Below are 19,656 nucleotides of genomic sequence, written 5' to 3' on the forward strand. Positions count from 1 at the left end.
GGCAATTGCATTAACAATATGAAAGTTAACAGTAACTTCTTATTAAGGCGATTTACACCGGCTCTTGCGGCACGGAATGCTCTTCTTTTTGACGGAATTCGGACGGGGTTTCTCCATACTTTTTACGAAACAGCTGCGAGAAATGACGGATGTCCTGATAGCCTATCCGCTCGGCTACATCCGCCAGCTTAAGCTTTGGATTCATCAGCAGCTTCTTGGCCTGCTCCATCCGGAGGCCAATAACGTGTTCCTTGAAGCCGGAGCCTGTCTTCTGCTTGAACAGCTGGCTGAAGTAGACCGGATTCAAATAGACGATGGCAGCAACCTTTTCCAGTGACAGATCGGCATGATAATGGGTGCGAATGTATTGCAGTGCCACCTCCACCGCCTGATCCCCGCCGCTGGCATAATGCTCGTACACCTGCGTCGAAGAGGCTTGGCGCATCCGCTGCACTTCACCTGGCACGGCGTGAATATCTTGAATCAGCTCCGAATGCATAATCTGAAACGGAATTCGCAAATATTTAATCAAGTGGGTCCGAAGCTCATCCAGCAGCGCACTCAAGCTGGAATGGGCATCCAGCGTAATGAGCCCTAATAAGCTCTTGCTGTCCTGAATCGTGACAAAACCGCAGCCATGCTTGCCGATCAGCTCGCCAAGCACGTTTTCAATGATAAAATGCTCAAGATGAACCACCTTCTCGCTTTCCATCTTCACCATAATGAGATGAAATTGCGGATGGCTGTCCATAAACGGCTTCACGTCGATCCGGCCAATATCGAGCCCCGACGCCCAGCGCTGAAATACGGCCTCGCGCAAATATTTGCGGTTGACCCGAAGCAGCTCTGCTTCCTCCGTCAGCTCCCTCTCCTTGCCGATCTCTGCAGCCAGCTTCTCGATCATGTCCACCAGCACATCCTTGCCGATTGGCTTCAGTAAGTAATCCTTGGCTCCCAGCCTTACCGCTTCCTGTGCATACGAAAATTCAGAATGAGCGGAAATGACGACCCACTTCATATCCGGATAGCTGGCCGCAGTCAGATTCATCATTTCGAGTCCAGACATGCCTGGCATCAGAATGTCCGTCAAGACGATATCGACCCTGTCTTTGCGAAGCTGTATTACCGCCTCCTCTGGGCTCGCTGCCAGCAGAACATTATATTGAGGGAAGCGATTGATAAGCGTGCGCTTAATGCCTTCCCGGATTACTTTTTCGTCGTCGACGACTAGAATATTCATGGATCAAAACTCCTTTCTAGAATCTATAGATGCCTTTAATGCTGCGAGGACTCCGGATGCTGACTTGAACTTGAATTTGAGACCGGCATCGGCATAACGATAACAACCGTTGTACCTACGTCCTGCTCACTATCTATGCGCAAGCCGTAGTTGTCCCCGAACATAAGCGCGAGCCGATGATGCACATTGGGAAGGCCGATACCGCGCCGCGTTCTGGCTTCGCTGGTCTGAGCCGAGCGAGGTGCCGCAACTGCACCATTCTTGATGAATACCGGTTCATACATCGATTTGCGAATTGCTGCCAATGTCTCTTCACTCATGCCAACCCCGTTGTCTTCGATCACGATCCGGAATTCCTGCGTTTTCTCATCCGATTCGGCATAGACGCGCAGCACGCCAAGACGGTCAAGCGGCTCTAGTCCGCTCTTGACTGCATTCTCGATAATCGGCTGCAGTGTCATCTTGGGCATCGGTGCATCCAGCCAGCTTTTATCGATGTTGATCTCCGTCTCAATGCGCCCTTCCAGCCGATTCTCGATAATCGTCATATAATGGCGCATCTGATCCAGCTCTTGGCCAAGTGTTGTCTTCGACGCTTCCTCCCAATCACTGCTGTAACGGAACATATGGGACAAGGATAAAATAACACGGCCAAGCCTGTCATTCTCCCGTTCGTCCAGCATCCAGTAAATCATATCAAGCGTGTTGTACAGAAAATGCGGATTCACCTGCGATTGCAGCGCTTGCAGCTCCGCGTTCTTCTCGCTAATGGAAGATAGCGTTATGCGTTCAATAAGCTCGTCCATCCGCAGCACCATTCTATTGAAGGAAGAGACGAGACTGTTAATTTCCTCGAATGAATTGACGTTTACCGCCCCGCGGAAATTACCGAGCTCTACCTGCTTCATCTCACGGATGAGCAGCTTGAGCGGTGAGGCAATATTGCGGGAAATCAGCGATGCCAGGAACGTAGCGATAATAATGACGGCTAATATAACAAATAGCAGATATAGTCTCGTCTGCGCCAGCTCCGCGCTAATATCTTCTTTTGGCGTGAGGCTGTAGACGGTCCATTCCGCCATTGCCGCGTTGGCGGCAACGATCAGCTGGTCAGTCTGATTGTCGACGACGATGTCATTCCGTTTCGGACGCGGCAGTCCCGCGAAGGAAGGCGGGTCCTTACGATCCTCAGGCGACTCTACCGTCGGCTCAGTTGAGGCAATAATCCGGTTCTCGCGATCTACGATATATACCCGGCTGTTTGGGCTGATCGTTACATTAGATAGAGCTGACAGAATCGGCTTCGGATTCGTCTCAATGAGCACTACGCCAATTGGCTTGTAATTGGTCAAATCATAGAGCTGTCGTCCAAAGACGAACACGGGGTCCTGCCGCAAAAAACTGTTGATTAACGATCCTTCCGACAAGCCGAACCATTGCATCTTACCGTTCGACTCCACCAGCTTCTTGTACCAGTCTGTCGAGCTGTAGTTAATATCGACGATACCTGCGAAACGCCGTTCATAATTATATACTTTGCCTTTATTAGAAATAACATGAATGCCAATAATGTCATCCCGTGAATAATAGACAGCGCCCAATATATTAGTTATCGTCCGCTCGTTAATTACGCTGATGGCTGCATCTTCTTCCTTATCGCGTTCCTGGATCAGCCTTAGAAGCTCATAGTTGCTGTTGAGCGACTTGGTAACGCTGTCATAGCCTTCAAGCATCAGGTCAAATAATCCAACCGTTTGCGATATGTTCTTCACTGCAAGATCGCTGATCTTGGAATGGATGATTTCCGTCGTTTTCTGGTAATACAGCACGCTAACCAGAATGAGCAGGGTCAACATGGAGGTCAAAAAGAGAATAAAAAGCCTGCCGTGAATCGAGTGCCGCTTAAAAATTCTTGCCATAAATCGATGCTCGCCCCTCCATGTCTATTTGCCCTGATTGTAACATACCGCACGGTTCATTTACGATTGAAAACATAAACGGCTTTGCCGAAGACGGCAAAGCTCAACATACAAATTCAAGGGCTCAAACGGAAAAAAGGCGAAGGGGATTAACCCTTCACCGCACCCGCTACCATGCCTTTAGTAATCTTATCGGCAAGCAGGAAGTAAATGATCACGACCGGCAATGCGCCAAGTACGAGAAATGCCCCGATCGCACCATAGTTGACTGAATACTGGCTTACAAAGCTGTTCACCCCGAACGGAAGGGTCTTGAGACGTTCCGACGAAATGAAGGTCGCTGCCAAAATGTATTCGTTCCAGATGTTGATGAACGTCAGAATCATAACCGTCATCATCGGCGGTACGGATACCGGAAGAATGATATTCCAGAAGATCCGGAACACGCCAGCTCCATCCACAATCGCAGATTCTTCAATTTCATTCGGTATCGACTTCATGAAGCTGCTCAGTATGAATACTGCAACTGGCGTCTGAAAGGCGATATACGGCAAAATAATTGAGGCGTGCTTATTAAGAAGATCCAAATTTTTGAAGATAAGCATAAGCGGCAGCAGCGTTGCCTGCATCGGAATCATCATCCCGATCAGAAACAGCAGCAGTATGACTTGGCCGTATTTCCATCTGAAACGGCTGATTGCGAATGAAACTAACGAGGCTAACAGCAATACGCAGACCATCGTGACAAGTGTTACAAATACACTATTGCCCAAATACTTAAAGTAATTACCGGACTCCACTGCCGTCTGGAAGTTCGCCCATTGCGGCGACTTTGGCAGGGAGAAGAAGCTGCCGGACAATATTTCTTCATTCGTTTTCGTTGAATAGATCAACAGCCAGAGGAGCGGATACAGCTGAGTAACGAGCAGCACGCCGAACAAGATAAAGACTAGTGTTTTGCCGATGCTGAATTTGCTCCGTGACTTTATCTTTGCAGATGGTTTGATTGCACCCGCTTGCGCAGCCTGATTCATGGCAGTTCCCTCCTCCATTACGTATATTTCCGTTCTAAGCGGTTAAAGATCAGGTTGATGAAGAATGTAGCAACGAGACACACCACAACCAAGAAGGCTGCAATCGAGCTGCCGTAGCCGTATTTCATCGACAGGAACGACATGTTGTACATGAGCGTCGAGATTACGTCGGTTGCATGAGCCGGACCGCCGCCTGTCATAACCATAATGAGATCAAATGATTGTAGCGAACCTATAAATGCAAGAACGATCGATATCTTAATGATCGGAATATTCATGGGTAGGGTAATGTGCCAATCGGCTTTAAGCCCTTCAGCACCGTCAATTTTTGCTGCTTCATAAATGTCTGAAGGTATGTTTTGAATGCCTGTAAACTGAATCAATGTATGGTAGCCCAAGAACTGCCACACGGCTACAAAGTACAAGCTGTACATGGCCACGCTTGGATCAGTCAACCAAGAATGTGTCCAGGATTGCAGTCCAATCGACTCCAGCACCTGGTTAAGCATGCCGCCCATCGAAGCGGGGTTGTAGATCGTTTTCCACAATTGGCCGATTACGACAACCGACAGAATTGCGGGCAAGAAATAACTCGATACGAGGAAGTTCGGTTTCTTAACGAAACGGTTAAGCAGGATGGCCAGAAACAGGGCCAAAGGAATTTGAATACACATCGATACAACCGCGAACATTAATGTCCGTTTGACAGCTGGCCAGAACACCGCGTCATGGAACAGCATTTGCTTGAAATTGTCCAGCCCGATAAATTTCGACTCGCCGATTCCGTTCCAATCCAGCAAGCCGCTGTACAGGGATACGAGAATAGGGACGAATACGAAACAGACATAGAGCAGCAGACACGGCAACACGAACAGCGCTATCGTCCACTTCGATACTCTTAGTACGTTCATCTCGCGCTCCTCCTTGAATGACTCATGTAAGCGTAAGGAGCGAAGAGATTCTTGCTTTCGCAAGGCACCCTTCGCGCCGCGCTTCATTTCTCTTTGTAATGGTTCTTATTTGTTGCTTTCGTACGCAGTTTGGTGCTCTTTCGCAACGTTAGCTGCGTCGTTTTTCTTAACGAACAGGTTTTGGATCGAAGTCAAGTGAGCTTGTGCAGTAGCAGGGTTCATCGTGTTATCAAACGCAATGTCGCCGCCTTTAACGTCTTTGAACATATCCAGAACTTCCATTGCCATGTCGGAGTAGCCGGCAGCTTTGAAGTCGCCTTCTACTTTTTGTGCAAGACCTACAGCGCCTTTAGCGGAGAAAGTCTCTTTAGGGAAGTTGATCATGAAGTAGTTCAAGAAATCTTTTGTTTCTGGCAAGTGTTTGCTGTCAGCAGAGATCGCGAACGCGCTGCCTGGAGCAAGCATGAATTCGTTAGGGTCGCCTTTGCCGTTTACAGTAGGGAACTTGAACACGCCAGCTTTGCCGTTGATTGTCGAAGTTTCGATACCGCCAGTTGCCCAGCTGCCCATGTAGTACATTGCTGCTTTACCCGTTTTGAACAAGTTCTCGCCTGCGTTGTAGTCGAAGGAAGTTGCGCCTTCTTGGAATGCGCCGGCTTGAATCAGGTTTTGGAAAGCGTCTGCTGCTTCTTTGAAAGCAGGATCTTCGAACGTTTTCTTGCCGTCAAGCACTTCTTGCAGGAAGCCAGGGCCGTTCGTGCGAAGCAGAACGTTCATGAACAAGAACGAACCTGTCCAGGAGTCTTTCTCGCCGATTGCCATTGGTTGAATACCTTTTGCTTTCAACGCTTTAACTACGTCAACCATTTCTTCGAACGTCGTTGGCACTTTCACGCCAGCTTGCTCGAACAGTTCTTTATTGTAGTACACCAGGCCGATGTTGTTGCCATCCGGCAAAGCGTAGATGTTGTTGTCGAACGAGTAGAAGTCAAGGATGCCTTCTTGGAACGTGTCTTTCAGACCGTTTTGATCCAGCATATCGTTCAGTGGAGCGAACAGCTTCGCGTCAACGAAAGGCTTCATTTGAGCGGCTGGGTTAACCACCGTAATGTCTGGAACTTCACGGGAAGCTGCTTGTGTTTTCAGCTTCACTTTTTGTTGGTCCGTGTTCAGCGAGTCGAGTTCGATTTTCACGTTTGGATTTTCATCTTCATAAGCTTTAACAATTTTCTTCATGATGATGTTCTTCGGATCCGTCGGGTCCGGGTAGATGTTTTGGAACGTAATCGTTATATTCTCTTTTTTGCCGCCTGTGCTGCCTTCGTTGGCTTTATCTGTGCCGTTGTTAGTTCCTGTAGTGCCGCCGCCGTTGTTGCCGCAAGCCGCGAGGCTGAGTGCCAATGTACCAGCCATTACAAGCTTCAGGATGCCCTTCATGTTCTTCTTCATTGTTTTATATCCCCCTTATTTGTGGATGTGTTTATTATGCCTTGATCTGGAACCCCTTACAATGCGGGAACTTAGGATAAAAGGTGTGTTTTCTTTAGATCGGCTTCTTAAGTTTCCCCACCTTCGGCGTACACTGCATGCTGTTCTTAGTTCCTGAGAACGACAAAAAAACAGGCACAGCGATTGGGCGCTATGCCTGTTAGTATGGATTTAGGTATCAATTGCTATGCGGTTTTTCTTGCTGTTCCAGTCGAGCTTCATGTTGTTCATTTTGCAGAATTCGCGCAGCGGAATCATGACGCCTTCTTTCCGCTTCACCGGCTTGAGGGAAGTGAAATCCGCTTCTTTTCCGTTTAGGAACACCTTGACCTCTCCGTCCTCCACCGTCAATCCTTTCAGCTTCTCAATAAGCTGCATAGAGGATTCGCCATGCTTGGCGCCGTTCACCCGGTAGCCGTTCGTCTGCCCTTTGCCGTTAATGCCTTCCTTGACTGTAAAGCTAATCTCAATGCCCAGCTTCTTCATAATAGCGAGTGCTTCGTCATTATACGCACCGTAAGGGAATGCCAGCACGCTCATCGAATTGTGCAGCTCCTGCTTCAGAATCCGTTCTGCTTCCGTCAGGTCATTCGTAATTCTCGCCGTATACTCCGCATCAGTCTCCATACGCTTCTCATCTTTAAAGTATTGCTTGCGCGTCAGTACCGGCTTCGTCAAGCCATCCTCACGCATAGCACCGTAACGATGCAGATCATACGTATGATTATAGAAGTCCATTCCTGACTTTTGCATCTCGCGCATTTGATCCCACGTCATCTTTGGAGCCCCATTGTGCTTGCCGCCTACAGAGGAGACGATCACGAAGTTAACTGCCGGGTATCCGTAGCGCTTCAAGATCGGATAGGCATCGGTATAAAACGTTTCATAGCCGTCGTCAAACGTGATGAGCACTGCATTGTCCGGCACTGTGCCGTCACGCAAAATAAAATCAGCGTATTCCTTAATCGTAATGACATGGAAGCCATTCGTCTTCAACAGCTCCATTTGCTCCTCGAATTGCTTATCTGAAATCGCAGATTTCTCTTTCGACGGGTCATTCGAAATGTCATGATACATAAGGACTGCAACCTGATTGGAGTAAAAAACGCCGTTATTGCCATTATCCTGCTTAAGCGCCCATTCCAGCTTCACTTTAAAGGTGTTTTCCAGAAAAGCCGCCGGCACCATCGGCTCGCCTTGATCCACCGCCAGTACAGGAGCCTGCTTCACTTTCTCGCCATTGACTGTAAACGTTACTTTATTATTAGAACTTAATACGGACTGTGAACAGGCAGATAGGATTGCGACTATGCCAATGATAAGAATGAGTGTCAGACTGAATTTTTGCTTTGTTTTCATCAATACAAATTCCCCTTAAAAAATGATTGTCATATTCAAGCCAAAAGAGGAATTGTTATGCTCTTCATCAAACGTCTAACAGATTCCCTACTCTATCAACGGCGCCCGGCAGCTAAAGGTTGCTTTTTTATTAAAAAAAATTAATCCGAGTTTCATTTTTACAATTGCATTTTTTTAAGAACCATAACCGCAGCACCTGCTGCCACCGCATCCTCTTTCAATATTCCTTTCGAGAACAACGGCTTATACTTGGGAAAATAATACGTATTCTGCTCGGCCACACGAATCGCCGTATCGAACATCGTCTCGTGCGCACTCAGCAGCGCTCCGCCAATAATAACCTGCTCTGGGTGAAGCACATTGATTAAGTTTGCGAGGCCAATACCGAGATACGCTGCTGCCTCATTGAAAATATGGAGCACATCAGCATCGCCTTCCGCTAGCGCACGAACCATCGTCTCAAACGTAATCTGCTCTTGGCCTGCGATCGTTGTTGTGACAGCGGCAGCCGTGACGGGCAATTCTCTCACTTTGCTCTCTAAAGCTTGCAGAGACACAAAGGCCTCAAGCGCACCATAATTGCCATTGTCGCGAAGCCGGGGACCTCCGGCCTGAATAATCATTTGACCTACCGCACCTTCCGTGTCGGTTGCTCCGTATACGAGCTCCCCGCCAGACATCACAGCCGACCGCAGGCCGGCTCCGGCATGCACATAAAGCATATGCTCGTACCGTTCGCTTCGCAACGCCCAATGCTCGCCAATTAAGGCGGTATTCGCACCGTTATCCAGCAGCGCCGGAAAACCAAGCCGTTCCTCCAGCAGTCTGCATATCGGCAGATCGCGCCAGCCGGCAGCCGGGAACAGCACCGGGTCAACAATTAGTCCCCGTTCCCGGTCAAGCGGGCCAACTGCACCAACTCCGATACCTACAATCTGCTGAGCAGCCAGCTCATGCTGCACTAGAAATGAATCAACAGTCTCCTGTACCCGGTCGATGAATCGCTCTGGTGTCATCGTCTCATCCATCGTCCAGCGGACGAGTGACAGCCGGTTCATATGCAAATCATAGAGTCCCATTGAAGAATAAATTCTTGAAATCTCCAGTCCCAATATATAACCGCGATGAGCATTCGTCTCATATAGAATCGGCGGCCTGCCGCCCGTGGAGTAGCCGAGCCCCTTCTCTTGCAGCCAATTCTCCGTGATTAGCTCCTCTAGCAGACGTGTCATGCTGTTGATTTTCAGCTCAAATTGCGCCATCAGCTCGGCTTTCGAGACAATGCCGTTTCTGGCGATGTAGTCATAGACCTGTTTTTTGGTCGTCGTTTTATTGGTCATAATATTCCTCATCCGATACGGAAATAAATTCCCATTTATTATAACCGAGCCGGACGCTACTAACAATGAATGGAATGGCAGTATAATAGTATAGAAGCATAATAGTAGAGCCGGATGTACCGATCACAATAGCAATATGAAGAAAGCAGGAGAGTACAACGATGAAAATTGCAATTTTAGGCGCAACGGGCCGCGTAGGCGGACGTTTGATGGAATATGCTTTGAGGGATGGTCATGAACTGACCTTGCTGGTGCGCACACCGGAGAAATTGACTGGTGTGCTGGACCGGGTAACGGTGCTTGAAGGCAGCGTGCTGGATGAGCGCGCATTGAACGAAGCTGTAAAAGATGCCGATGCTGTTGTAAGCGCACTTGGTACGGACGGGGGGACAACACTATCGGTTATGATGCCGATGCTGATCCAAGCGATGCAGCAGCATAATGTTACTCGGCTGATCGCCATCGGCACGGCAGGCGTGCTGGAAAGCCGGGCGGAGCCGGGCTTGCTGCGCTATCAATCGAGTGAATCGCGCCGGACGCTAACCCGTGCAGCCCAGGAGCATCATGCGATGCTGCAGGCCATGCAGCAGTCCGGGCTGGACTGGACGCTCGTCTGCCCGACCTACCTGCCGGACGGCGAATATACCGGTGTATACCGGACGGAAAAAGACTATTTGCCGATGGATGGCAAACAAATCTCCGTCGCCGATACTGCCGAATTCGCCTACCGGCAATTGGGTAGCAGCGAGTTCACCCGCTCTCGCGTAGGAATCGCGTATTAATCATTCTCCGCATGTGTGCAACCTCCGCGTACAGCGGGGCGTTGCATGACCGCGGTCATCCGCATACTACTGGCGGTTATCCGAGCAGTGCGGCAATTTCACTTTCGATTTTTTCCGGTGCGTCGTTGGGAGCAAACCGTTTCAAGACTCGGCCATCCCGGTCAATGAGAAACTTCGTAAAATTCCATTTGATCGCTTTGGAGCCTAGTACGCCCCGTGCATTGCTGCTTAAGTAGTCGAACAGCGGGTGCGCTGTTTTACCGTTCACATCAACTTTTCCATACAGCGGGAAGGATACACCGAAGTTGATTTCGCAGACCTCGGCAATTTCCTCATTGCCTTCCAGCTCTTGATTCAAAAATTGGCCGCTCGGGAAACCGAGAACAGAAAAGCCTTTGTCATGGTACGTATCATGCAGCTTTTGTAGCCCTTTAAATTGCGGAGCAAGACCGCATTTCGTTGCAGTGTTCACAATAAGCAGCACTTGGCCTTTGTAAGGCTCAAGCGTTTTTTTCTCGCCGCTGACGGAATCGACCTCAATATTATAGATAGACATATTCATTCGCCTCCAAAATTTTTATTTTTAATTTATAGGACCATTTAAATTTGTTACAATTAGATTGTATAAAATTTAATGAGAGGTGTCAAATTTCTTTTCTCCATGTTGTTCTGATTATTAGAGTAGTCTAGCCGTTGCTGCATACGTTATGGACATCGCGGCACACCGTGCTGGGTCGAACGTAATTGCGGTTTTGACACTTTTGGCCGAATGGTGCTACAATGTGATAATAAATTGCATACAATTTAAACAAATGATCGCCGCAAGGAGGGGACAAGATGAACGAAAAAGACGAACTGTTGAAACTGGAAAACCAGCTTTGTTTCGCTTTTTACGCCTGTTCGCGTGAAATAACAAAGCTTTACCGGCCGATCCTCTCCGAGCTCGATCTCACGTATACGCAGTACATTACGATGCTGGCGCTTTGGGAGAAGGACGGCGTAACGGTCAAAGACTTGGGCGCGCGCCTGCTGCTGGATTCAGGCACGCTGACACCGCTGCTGAAAAAGCTGGAAGCCATGCAGCTCATTACACGGGACCGGGATAAGGCAGACGAGCGCAATCTCGTCATTCGTGTAACAGAGCATGGTGCTAAGCTCAAGGAAAAGGCTAAATGCGTACCGGCACAGCTGGGGGAGCAGATGAACATCCCGATCGAAGAGGTCAATGCGATCCGCGACCAGATTCAAAATCTGCTCATCAAGCTGGAGCCCACATTGTAATAAAAGTAATCGATGAACCGCCGGCCTGACATTCTGTCAGGCCGGCGGTTTTTATTATTCTGGGACGCTAGGATGTGCGAACCGCGGCACGCGTTGCTCGGCGCACGCGGGTGGTCAATCTCATGATAAGTTACCCCGCACCACGGACTATTGCTCATCACCAGCATATTCAACTTCAACGCCTTTTCCATCGCATAGTTGCACAATTGCGTCCTAGCCTCACTTAAAACCCTCCTAGGGCCTTAACCTACTATTATTCCACTCTGCTGCTCAACTTAAGACCCCGTAAGGGTCTTAGTAGCATCAGAGGACGCATTTTCATTCACAAAACCGTTTCACCTATCTACTTAAGACCCTTTCAAGCTCTTATCTGTTTGTAAAACCCGCTCCTCAAACGGTTTTAAGACCCTGTGAAGGTCTTAACAGCTTTAGCCGATGCTTTTTCCCCTAAAATCCGTGCCGCCAATTTACTTAAGACCTTTTCAGGGTCTTATCTCCCTGTAACCCCCCTCCCACAACCAACATAAAACCTCCGAAGAACCGTCTCATCGGTCTACTTCACCGTCACTATAAAACCAGCCTTGGTCAAGGACTGGAACTTTCGCTTAATTCGACGCCATCATTCAGCACTTCTATTACTTCCTCTCACTCTACTGTGAAGTTTCCGTCGGCTGAGACGAATCAAAATGTAAATCTGCAGTTTGTTAGCCGGTTTTTCGGCCATTTATCGCCTCAAACTGCAAAAGTGCAGTTTGTTTGGCCAAAAAAGCCCCTATAGAGCGAAATTGAGCGATTTCAACTGCACTTTTACATTTTGAGCGCTGTTTCAAGCATTTTTAGCCTTATCAAAATGCACTTTTGCATTTTGTTTCTGTGCCAGGAGAAGAAAGCTATAAATTTTACTCTGGTCAGCGGCGCATACTCCAAAATTATCCGAATTCCCGCCATTTCGCTGTATTCCACCCGCTTCACCCTTCACTCGCTACATCCCAGAGACCAATTCCAATTAATCTTCTCTTGTTCTATCTCATCCTGCTCTTGTTTTATCTCAATCGATCTCACTGTACCTTATTCTGCCTTGTTTTACCTTCCCCTCCTACCACGCTCCCTTCACCCTAGCCCAATTTTACTCCTGCCCGTTGACATCGAGCGCCGTCGCCTGTATAGTTGATTACATGAGTAACCAACCACTCCACCGAGAGAGTGACCAGGAGGTGAGCAGCAGATTATGGTTCTTTCCATTGACGACAGCCGGCCGATATTTATGCAGATCGCCGAACAGATCGAGGATGACATTATAGAAGGCAGATTACCCGAGGAAGCACAGGTACCCTCGAAGAACGAGTTTGCAGCCTACCATCAGATTAATCCCGCTACAGCGGCTAAGGGCGTCAACCTCCTTGCAGATGAAGGCATTTTGTATAAGAAGAGAGGGATTGGAATGTTTGTGGCAACCGGGGCGAAATCGAAGCTGATTGGCAAGCGGCAGGAATTGTTCTTCGAGCAGTATATCGTAACGATGATGAGGGAAGCGGAGAAGCTCGGCATAACATCGGAGCAACTGATGACCATGATTCAGAGAGGGGATGCATCCAAATGACGAATGTAGTAGAAGTCAAACAACTGACCAAAACCTATGGAACCGTCCAAGCGGTAAAAGGCGTCAGCTTCAGTCTCGAGCCGGACAAAATTTACGGCCTGCTGGGCCGCAACGGCGCAGGCAAAACGACGATCATGCATATGCTGACCGCACAATTATTTGCGACGAGCGGCGAGATGAAGATTTTCGGCGAGTCGCCTTATGAGAACAATAACGTCCTCAGTCAGATCTGCTTCATCAAAGAAAGCCTCAAATACCCAGACAACTACAGAGTAATTGACGTCCTAGAGCTGTCGGAATCGCTCTTCCCGAACTGGGACCGGGAATACGCCTACTCGCTTCTCCAAGACTTCCAGCTGCCGCTTAAGCGCCGCATCAAGAAGCTGTCGCGCGGGATGCACTCCTCGCTGGGCATTATTGTCGGACTTGCGAGCCGGGCTCCGCTGACGATTTTCGATGAGCCCTATCTGGGTCTGGACGCAGTTGCCCGTTCTCTGTTCTACGATCGGCTGCTGGAGGACTACTCCGAGAATCCGCGAACAGTCATTCTTTCCACACATTTGATTGATGAGGTGAGCCGCATGCTGGAGCATGTCATCGTCGTCGATAACGGCAGCATTATTCTCGACGAAGATTCCGAAGAGCTGCGGGGTGCCGCTTATTCTATCGCAGGTTCTTCCAGCATCGTGGAACCGTTCCTTGCAGGCAAAAAAATTATCGCCAAGCAGCCGTTCGGCGCTTTGGTCAATGCCGCAGTTATGGGCAGGTTGACCGCTGACGAACGGAAAAAAGCCGAATCGCTGGGCTTAGAGCTCGCGCCGGTATCATTGCAGCAGTTGATTATTCATCTGACGAACGGAAAATTGGATGCCAAGGAGGCTGACCGCTCATGAACCGCTTATCCAGTGTATTGAAAATGCATTTTAGAGACAAAGCGACTTGGTTTATCATTCCCTACGCTGTGCTTGCATCCAGTTTTCTAGTCAATCTCATCGTCGGCTACATCTCCCAAGAGGAAATTACAACGGGCGGCATCCTGTCGATCCTTGTCTACTTGTTCGTTATGGGCATTACCGTCCTGCCGCAAACGTTCAATTTCGCGCTCAGCTTCAGTGTCAGACGGCATGACTATTTTACAGGTACCGCTTTGTTCGCTGCAGCGAACAGCCTCTTCATCTCAGTCGTCTTGCTGGTGCTCGGCATGATTGAAAAAGCGACCGCAGGATGGGGTACCCATTTGCACTTCTTCAGTCTCCCCTATCTGAACGATGGCTCGATGATCCAACAATTGTTCGTTTACTTCATGATCATTATTATGCTGTTCTTCAGCGGCTTCACCATTGGCAGCATCTACCGCAAATTTAAAGGCATCGGCATGATTGTAATGGCCATCGCCGGCGTTGCCATTTCCACCGTCCTCTCCTTCTTGATGACCCACTACAACTGGTGGAAATATATTTTCGCCTGGTTCTCTGATAAAACTGCAGTGGATATCGCACTCTGGCTGATTCCGATTACGCTCATTTATGCCCTCGTATCCTACTTGCTCTTGCGCAGGTCAACCGTATAGCACTCCCAATATCCCCTTCTTCCACGAGGTGAAGCTCTTTCACATCTCGGGCAAAAAGGGGGTTTTTGTCCTCCCGGCTCTTCTCTAGCACTCAACATCTGTAAAAATGTCCGCATTCGTTTTCTTATTTTGACTGGTCTATAATAAAGGGGTACAGCTTGCGCTCACTACTACATACCCAGCGAAGGGAGAACGATATACGTTATGAAAGAAGAGATCATTAAACGGCTCACGTCCTATGTTATTGTCGATACGCAATCCGATGCCGAGAGCGAGACATGCCCGACAACGCCGGGTCAGCTTGTGCTGGCCAACCAACTGGTGGATGAACTTAAAGCCATCGGCATGGAGGAGGTAACCATTGACGGCAATGGCTACGTGATGGCAACACTGCCGTCCAACACAGAGAAGCAGGTGGCGACGATCGGCTTTCTGGCCCATGTCGATACGGCGAGCGATTTCACCGGCAAGAACGTCAAACCTCAAATCATCGACAACTACGACGGCGGAGATATCGTGCTGAACACTGGCGTTACACTGTCTACGCGTGAATTTCCTGAGCTGAGCAGCTACAAAGGCCAGACGCTTATGACGACAGACGGCACAACTTTGCTCGGAGCCGACAACAAAGCCGGCATTGCCGAAATCATGACTGCGATGGCTTACTTGATCCAGCACCCGGAAATTAAGCACGGCAAAGTGCGCGTAGCCTTTACTCCGGATGAGGAGATTGGACGGGGCCCGCATCGGTTCGATGTCGCCGCATTCGGAGCCCGTTATGCCTATACAGTCGATGGCGGCCCGCTCGGCGAGCTGGAATACGAAAGCTTCAATGCCGCAGGTGTAAAAATAACATGCAGGGGCACTAACGTTCACCCTGGCACCGCCAAGGGTAAAATGGTCAATTCCATCAAGATTGCGATGGAGCTGCAGCGCAGACTGCCGGCCGAAGAAACGCCGGAGCTTACGGAGGGCTACGAAGGCTTCTACCATCTGCTGTCGATGCAGGGCGATGTCGAGCTGACCAAGCTCAGCTATATCATTCGTGACCACGACAAGCAAAAATTCGAAGCACGCAAAGCGTTTATGTCCAGTGTGGTATCCGAGCTGCAAGCCATTTATGGTGCCAATAGCATCGTCTTGGAAATGAATGATCAATACTACAACATGCGGGACAAAATCGAGCCGGTTTTCCATATCGTCGAACTTGCGCGTGATGCGATGGAATCCCTTGGCATTACGCCGATTATTAAGCCGATCCGCGGCGGCACTGACGGCTCCCAGTTGTCATATATGGGACTGCCGACTCCGAATATCTTTACAGGCGGGGAGAACTACCACGGCAAATACGAATACGTCTCAATCGACAATATGGAGAAGGCGGTCAACGTCATTATCGAGATCGTCAAACGTTTCGAGCAGCAAGAACAACAATAATTAGCAACAACGTCAGCCCGCAACCCGCTAGGGTAAAATGGGCAAAAAGAAGACGGCTCCCTCGCCATGAAGGAGCCGTCTTCTTTTATATAGCTGCCGCTTATTGTATCAGCCGAGCTTTATCGCCCGCAGCAGCAAGAGCACCGCTTCCGCACGGGTCGCATTAGCCAGCGGTTCAAAGCGATTCGCGCTTCTTCCGTCAACGATGCCGATCCGGTGCAGCGATTCGACGGAGCTTTTCGCCCACTTCGGAATATACCGGTCATCGTCAAAGCTCGTATATGAATAGCTTCCGCCCGGTATCTTGAGCATCCGGCCAATGATGACCGCGATTTCCGCTCGGGTAATACGGGCATTCGGACGGAAGGTGCCGTCCTCATAGCCGGATACGAGTCCCAAGCGAACCGCCTTGGCTATGGCCGGCTGCGCCCATGAGCCAATGTCCGCTCCATCCCGGAAATACGGGAGCGAGCTGTCATTGACCGGGCCTTGCGTATTCATGACCATGACGACAAACTCAGCCCGTGTAATGGAGGCATTCGGACGGAAGCGTCCGCTTGGATCGCCTTGCACAATTCCCTTCTCAGCCGCTTCACGAATGCCAACTGCCGCCCAGTGTCCGGCGATATCGTTGAAGGTCACCTGCGGTTTAGGCGGCACATAGTCACGGGAGAATACTGCATAGATTGCTCCGGTCGTTACATTACGCACATCCACCTTGATTCGATTGCCATCCGCCGTGCCTCCAAGCTCCGTCCATCTCTTGGCAACCGGATCATAGCTGAAAATGCTGCCGACTTGGTCGCTGCGCAGCTGCCAGCGGTCATAGGCGATGGACAGCTGGACCGGCTGCGCGTAGGAAGTCGCATAATCCGCCCCCCATTTGAAGAAGCCGCTTAACACGCTATAGCCCGCACCGTCCATGCGATCCGGTTTAGGAGCGGTTTCCAGCTGATAGCATAAATCCCGGCCTGCCGCTCCGGACGGAATATGGACAGAAACCTGATCCGATAGATTTAATACGGCTGATTTACCGACTAAAACTGTTGTCCTTCTATTAATCGAACACCAGCTTTCCTCCGATGAATTCGAACGGATATTGGTCACTTGAACCAAGGCAACAGATGCATTACCCGCCGTGTCCTTCGCGTAGACCGTATAAGTTCCATTCGAATAGGCTAAGAAGCTGTTTGCATTTTTTATATCCGTACCTTTAGAGGCGAAATAAGCGGCATCACGCTGACCGCTGTCCCATTTCAACTGCGATAATCCATTTCCTTCCCCCTGCAGCGTTACTGCAATATACACTTGTACCGAGCCTGTTGTCGTCGTCTGCGGACTGATCGATGTCTGGATCACCGGAGCTACTTTAATAATATTGGTAATTGTAATCGTGTTTACCGATTCATTGCCGTAGGAATCACGGGCATAAACGGTGTAGACTCCGTTAGAGGTCGCTGTAAACTTCCCGCCGTTGGAAACTGTGCTTCCTCTATTGTCGAAATAAGCGGCATCACGCGTGCCGTCTGCCCACTTCAGCTGCGACAACCGTGCTCCCGATGCCTGCACTGTTGCTATGACCGTCACATCTACCGAGCCGTTGACCGGAGCTTGCGTGCTGAGCGCGGTTAAAATCAGCGGCTTGTTGCCAATGCCGATATTGCTGATCTCTATTGTCTTCACCGCAGCATTCCCGGCTTTGTCCAGTGCGTACACCGTATAGACACCGTTAGAGGTCACCGAGAACGAGCTGGCATTCCGTATATCCGTACCCTGCGCGGCAAAATAATCGGCATTCCGGTTGCCCGAAGCCCATTTCAGTTGGACAAGCGAATTGCCCGCGCCTTGTGCACTGGCATTGACAGATACCTTCACCTGACCGTTGGTTGGAGCCGTCGTATCCGGTGTTAACTGAATAACCGGCTGTCCCGTCCATATATTCGAGATGGTGATCGTCTTCGCCGCTTCGTTGCCATACTTGTCACGTACATAGAAGGTGTAGGTGCCATTCGCGGCAAAAGATGCTTTGCTGCTTCCCGTTATATCGGTTCCGCTATTTGCGAAATAAGCGGCATCACGTTGCCCTTCTGCCCATTTAATAGTAGCAACGCCGTTGTTCTCCCCTTCCAGCTCCGCCTTCACCGTCACTTGAACCGGCTTCTGCGTCGGTTCCGTCAGATCCGGAGTCAGCGTAAGCGACACCTTGCTCGCCCATACAAACTCATAGGCGCCGATATCGACCGTTCCGTTCACGATGCGCGCCCGCCCGCTTCTGTCTGTCGTAATAGAAGAAAGATCCGGCGATGCGCCCTGCTGGAACACTGCATTGGAGCCCTTGTCGATAGCAGGAGATTCCTTCTTAGGCTGCAGATAGCGATTCTGATCGGTGAACAGCAACGGATCAGCGTCACTGTTGCCAACAATGCTATTGCCCACTGCTTCGTTCAGAATGCCGTCAGGCTTATCATCCTGCACAATGCTGTAGGAAATATCAATCGTACCGCCATCCCGGTTCGTAATGCTGTGGAAATCCCGGTCATTGTTGTTGCCCACAATGCTATTGCGAAGCTGCGGCTTGCTGGCGCCAGCATTCAGAATTCCGCCGCCCCCGTCGCTCGCTTCGTTACTCGCGATCGTCACATTCGTCAGCACCGGACTGCTGCTCGCATTGAACAAACCGCCGCCATCCGTCGCACGATTCGCATAGAAGACTGCATTCGTAATAACAGGATTGCTGTTGTCCTGATTGTAAATGCCCCCGCCGCTGCGGGCGGCGCGATTATCGGCGAACGTCACGTTCGTCAGCTTCGGACTGCTGTTGTAGTTGGCGAGTCCGCCTCCGTTGACCGCTTCATTTCTAGTAAAAATAATATTGAGCAGCGTAGGGCTGCTATTCTCGTTCAGCATGCCTGCGCCTGTATTGATCGTTTTGTCCGATGCAAAACCGCCTGTAATCGTCACGCCGTCCAATACGGCGGTTGCGTTCACATCTTTATTCTTAATGACTTGATAGACGTTGCCGTTCGCTTTGCGGTCCCGGTTAATATCGGCGCTAAGCACCGTTTCATTCGCATTGAAATCGCGGTTTGCGAGCATTGCTTGAACGGACGAACCGTCCCCGATTTTCTCATTGCCGGCAAAACCTCCACGTATCGCGACACCATTTTTCAGTTTGAAATGGCGGGTCCGGCGATCCCTGTCCTCCTGATATTCGCTTGGATAATAAGTACCCTTGGCCACCCAAATCTCTTTCCCGCTATTCTCCTCCGTTTCTGATAACGCGTCCTCCAAATCCCGATAGGCGTTTTCCCAGCTCGTTCCGTTTTCTCTTCCTTTTGCATTCGCATTTACATACACGATGCCGCCTCCGGCATCCGCCGCTTCAACCGGCCCTCCAAACTCTGGCCATACGCCCAAGCCGACAATTAAAGTGAAAATAAGGCTCAGACAAACGAGTTTCTTCCTCAACTTCGCTCTACCTCCTTATCCTCTTTCCGGACATGCCCTATACGATTCGTAACATAGTCAGTACTCTATGACCGTTCACCCGGTATATTTGATACGAAACGTATTTGGAAATTGTTGCGGCGTTTTGAAAATAAATATTGTGAATAAATAAGGACAAGCGCTCAACCACTCTCTAATTCAATTTCAAAATTTGTCGATTTTTGGAATTTTATAAAAGTGTTGAAATA

General features: G+C 49.6%; 15 protein-coding genes. 6 read left to right on the top strand and 9 right to left on the bottom strand.

Features of this window, described 5'->3' with window-relative positions; translation table 11 throughout:
- Positions 1–52: 52 nt before the first annotated feature.
- From TY10_RS23605 to TY10_RS23635, 7 genes are all read right to left on the bottom strand, one after another.
- Positions 53–1,240, bottom strand: coding sequence for a response regulator transcription factor (locus tag TY10_RS23605; RefSeq protein WP_042169113.1), 1,188 nt, complete (start codon positions 1,238–1,240; stop codon positions 53–55).
- Between the two features lie 35 nt (positions 1,241–1,275).
- Positions 1,276–3,159 carry a cache domain-containing sensor histidine kinase gene (locus TY10_RS23610; RefSeq protein ID WP_042169118.1) on the bottom strand — a complete coding sequence of 628 codons (1,884 nt, stop codon included), beginning with the start codon at positions 3,157–3,159 and terminating at the stop codon, positions 1,276–1,278.
- A gap of 149 nt (positions 3,160–3,308) precedes the next feature.
- Positions 3,309–4,193, bottom strand: a complete 885-nt coding sequence (locus TY10_RS23615; RefSeq protein WP_042169121.1) for a carbohydrate ABC transporter permease — start codon at positions 4,191–4,193, stop codon at positions 3,309–3,311.
- A 17-nt stretch (positions 4,194–4,210) separates the two neighbouring features.
- Entirely contained in the window at positions 4,211–5,104 is an 894-nt protein-coding gene (locus TY10_RS23620; protein ID WP_042169124.1) for a carbohydrate ABC transporter permease, read from the bottom strand.
- 105 nt (positions 5,105–5,209) lie between these two features.
- Positions 5,210–6,553 carry an extracellular solute-binding protein gene (locus TY10_RS23625; RefSeq protein ID WP_042169127.1) on the bottom strand — a complete coding sequence of 448 codons (1,344 nt, stop codon included), beginning with the start codon at positions 6,551–6,553 and terminating at the stop codon, positions 5,210–5,212.
- A 210-nt stretch (positions 6,554–6,763) separates the two neighbouring features.
- Complete coding sequence (locus TY10_RS23630) at positions 6,764–7,951, bottom strand: polysaccharide deacetylase family protein (protein ID WP_042169129.1); 1,188 nt, start codon at positions 7,949–7,951, stop codon at positions 6,764–6,766.
- 158 nt (positions 7,952–8,109) lie between these two features.
- Complete coding sequence (locus TY10_RS23635; RefSeq protein WP_042169132.1) at positions 8,110–9,291, bottom strand: ROK family protein; 1,182 nt, start codon at positions 9,289–9,291, stop codon at positions 8,110–8,112.
- 161 nt (positions 9,292–9,452) lie between these two features.
- Between TY10_RS23635 and TY10_RS23640 the strand changes: the two genes are divergently transcribed.
- A complete protein-coding gene (locus TY10_RS23640) occupies positions 9,453–10,073 on the top strand; it encodes an NAD(P)-dependent oxidoreductase (RefSeq protein WP_042169135.1) in 621 nt (206 codons plus the stop codon).
- Positions 10,074–10,149: 76 nt separating this feature from the next.
- Here the strand turns inward: TY10_RS23640 and TY10_RS23645 are convergent, their stop codons facing one another.
- The gene (locus TY10_RS23645; protein ID WP_042169138.1) at positions 10,150–10,629 is read right to left on the bottom strand and encodes a glutathione peroxidase; all 480 of its coding nucleotides are present in this window, start codon (positions 10,627–10,629) and stop codon (positions 10,150–10,152) included.
- 281 nt (positions 10,630–10,910) lie between these two features.
- Here TY10_RS23645 and TY10_RS23650 point away from each other — a divergent pair, with 281 nt between their 5' ends.
- From TY10_RS23650 to pepT, 5 genes are all read left to right on the top strand, one after another.
- Positions 10,911–11,354 (top strand): MarR family winged helix-turn-helix transcriptional regulator, encoded by a 444-nt coding sequence (locus TY10_RS23650; RefSeq protein ID WP_042169141.1) that lies wholly within the window; start codon positions 10,911–10,913, stop codon positions 11,352–11,354.
- 1,228 nt (positions 11,355–12,582) lie between these two features.
- Positions 12,583–12,954 (top strand): GntR family transcriptional regulator, encoded by a 372-nt coding sequence (locus TY10_RS23655; RefSeq protein WP_042169144.1) that lies wholly within the window; start codon positions 12,583–12,585, stop codon positions 12,952–12,954.
- Complete coding sequence (locus TY10_RS23660; protein ID WP_042169147.1) at positions 12,951–13,847, top strand: ABC transporter ATP-binding protein; 897 nt, start codon at positions 12,951–12,953, stop codon at positions 13,845–13,847. The genes TY10_RS23655 and TY10_RS23660 overlap by 4 nt, the downstream gene beginning before the upstream one ends.
- Positions 13,844–14,524: a hypothetical protein gene (locus tag TY10_RS23665; protein ID WP_042169152.1), complete on the top strand. Its 681-nt coding sequence runs from the start codon at positions 13,844–13,846 to the stop codon at positions 14,522–14,524. The genes TY10_RS23660 and TY10_RS23665 overlap by 4 nt, the downstream gene beginning before the upstream one ends.
- A 204-nt stretch (positions 14,525–14,728) precedes the next feature.
- Entirely contained in the window at positions 14,729–15,961 is a 1,233-nt protein-coding gene (pepT, locus tag TY10_RS23670; RefSeq protein WP_042169154.1) for a peptidase T, read from the top strand.
- Positions 15,962–16,069: 108 nt separating this feature from the next.
- Here pepT and TY10_RS23675 read toward each other — a convergent pair whose 3' ends face one another.
- On the bottom strand, positions 16,070–19,429 hold the full coding sequence (locus tag TY10_RS23675) for an S-layer homology domain-containing protein (protein ID WP_042169167.1): 3,360 nt from the start codon (positions 19,427–19,429) through the stop codon (positions 16,070–16,072).
- Between the last annotated feature and the right edge of the window lie 227 nt (positions 19,430–19,656).

It is taken from the genome of Paenibacillus gorillae (genome assembly GCF_000513275.1).
In the GTDB taxonomy this organism is placed as follows: domain Bacteria; phylum Bacillota; class Bacilli; order Paenibacillales; family Paenibacillaceae; genus Pristimantibacillus; species Pristimantibacillus gorillae.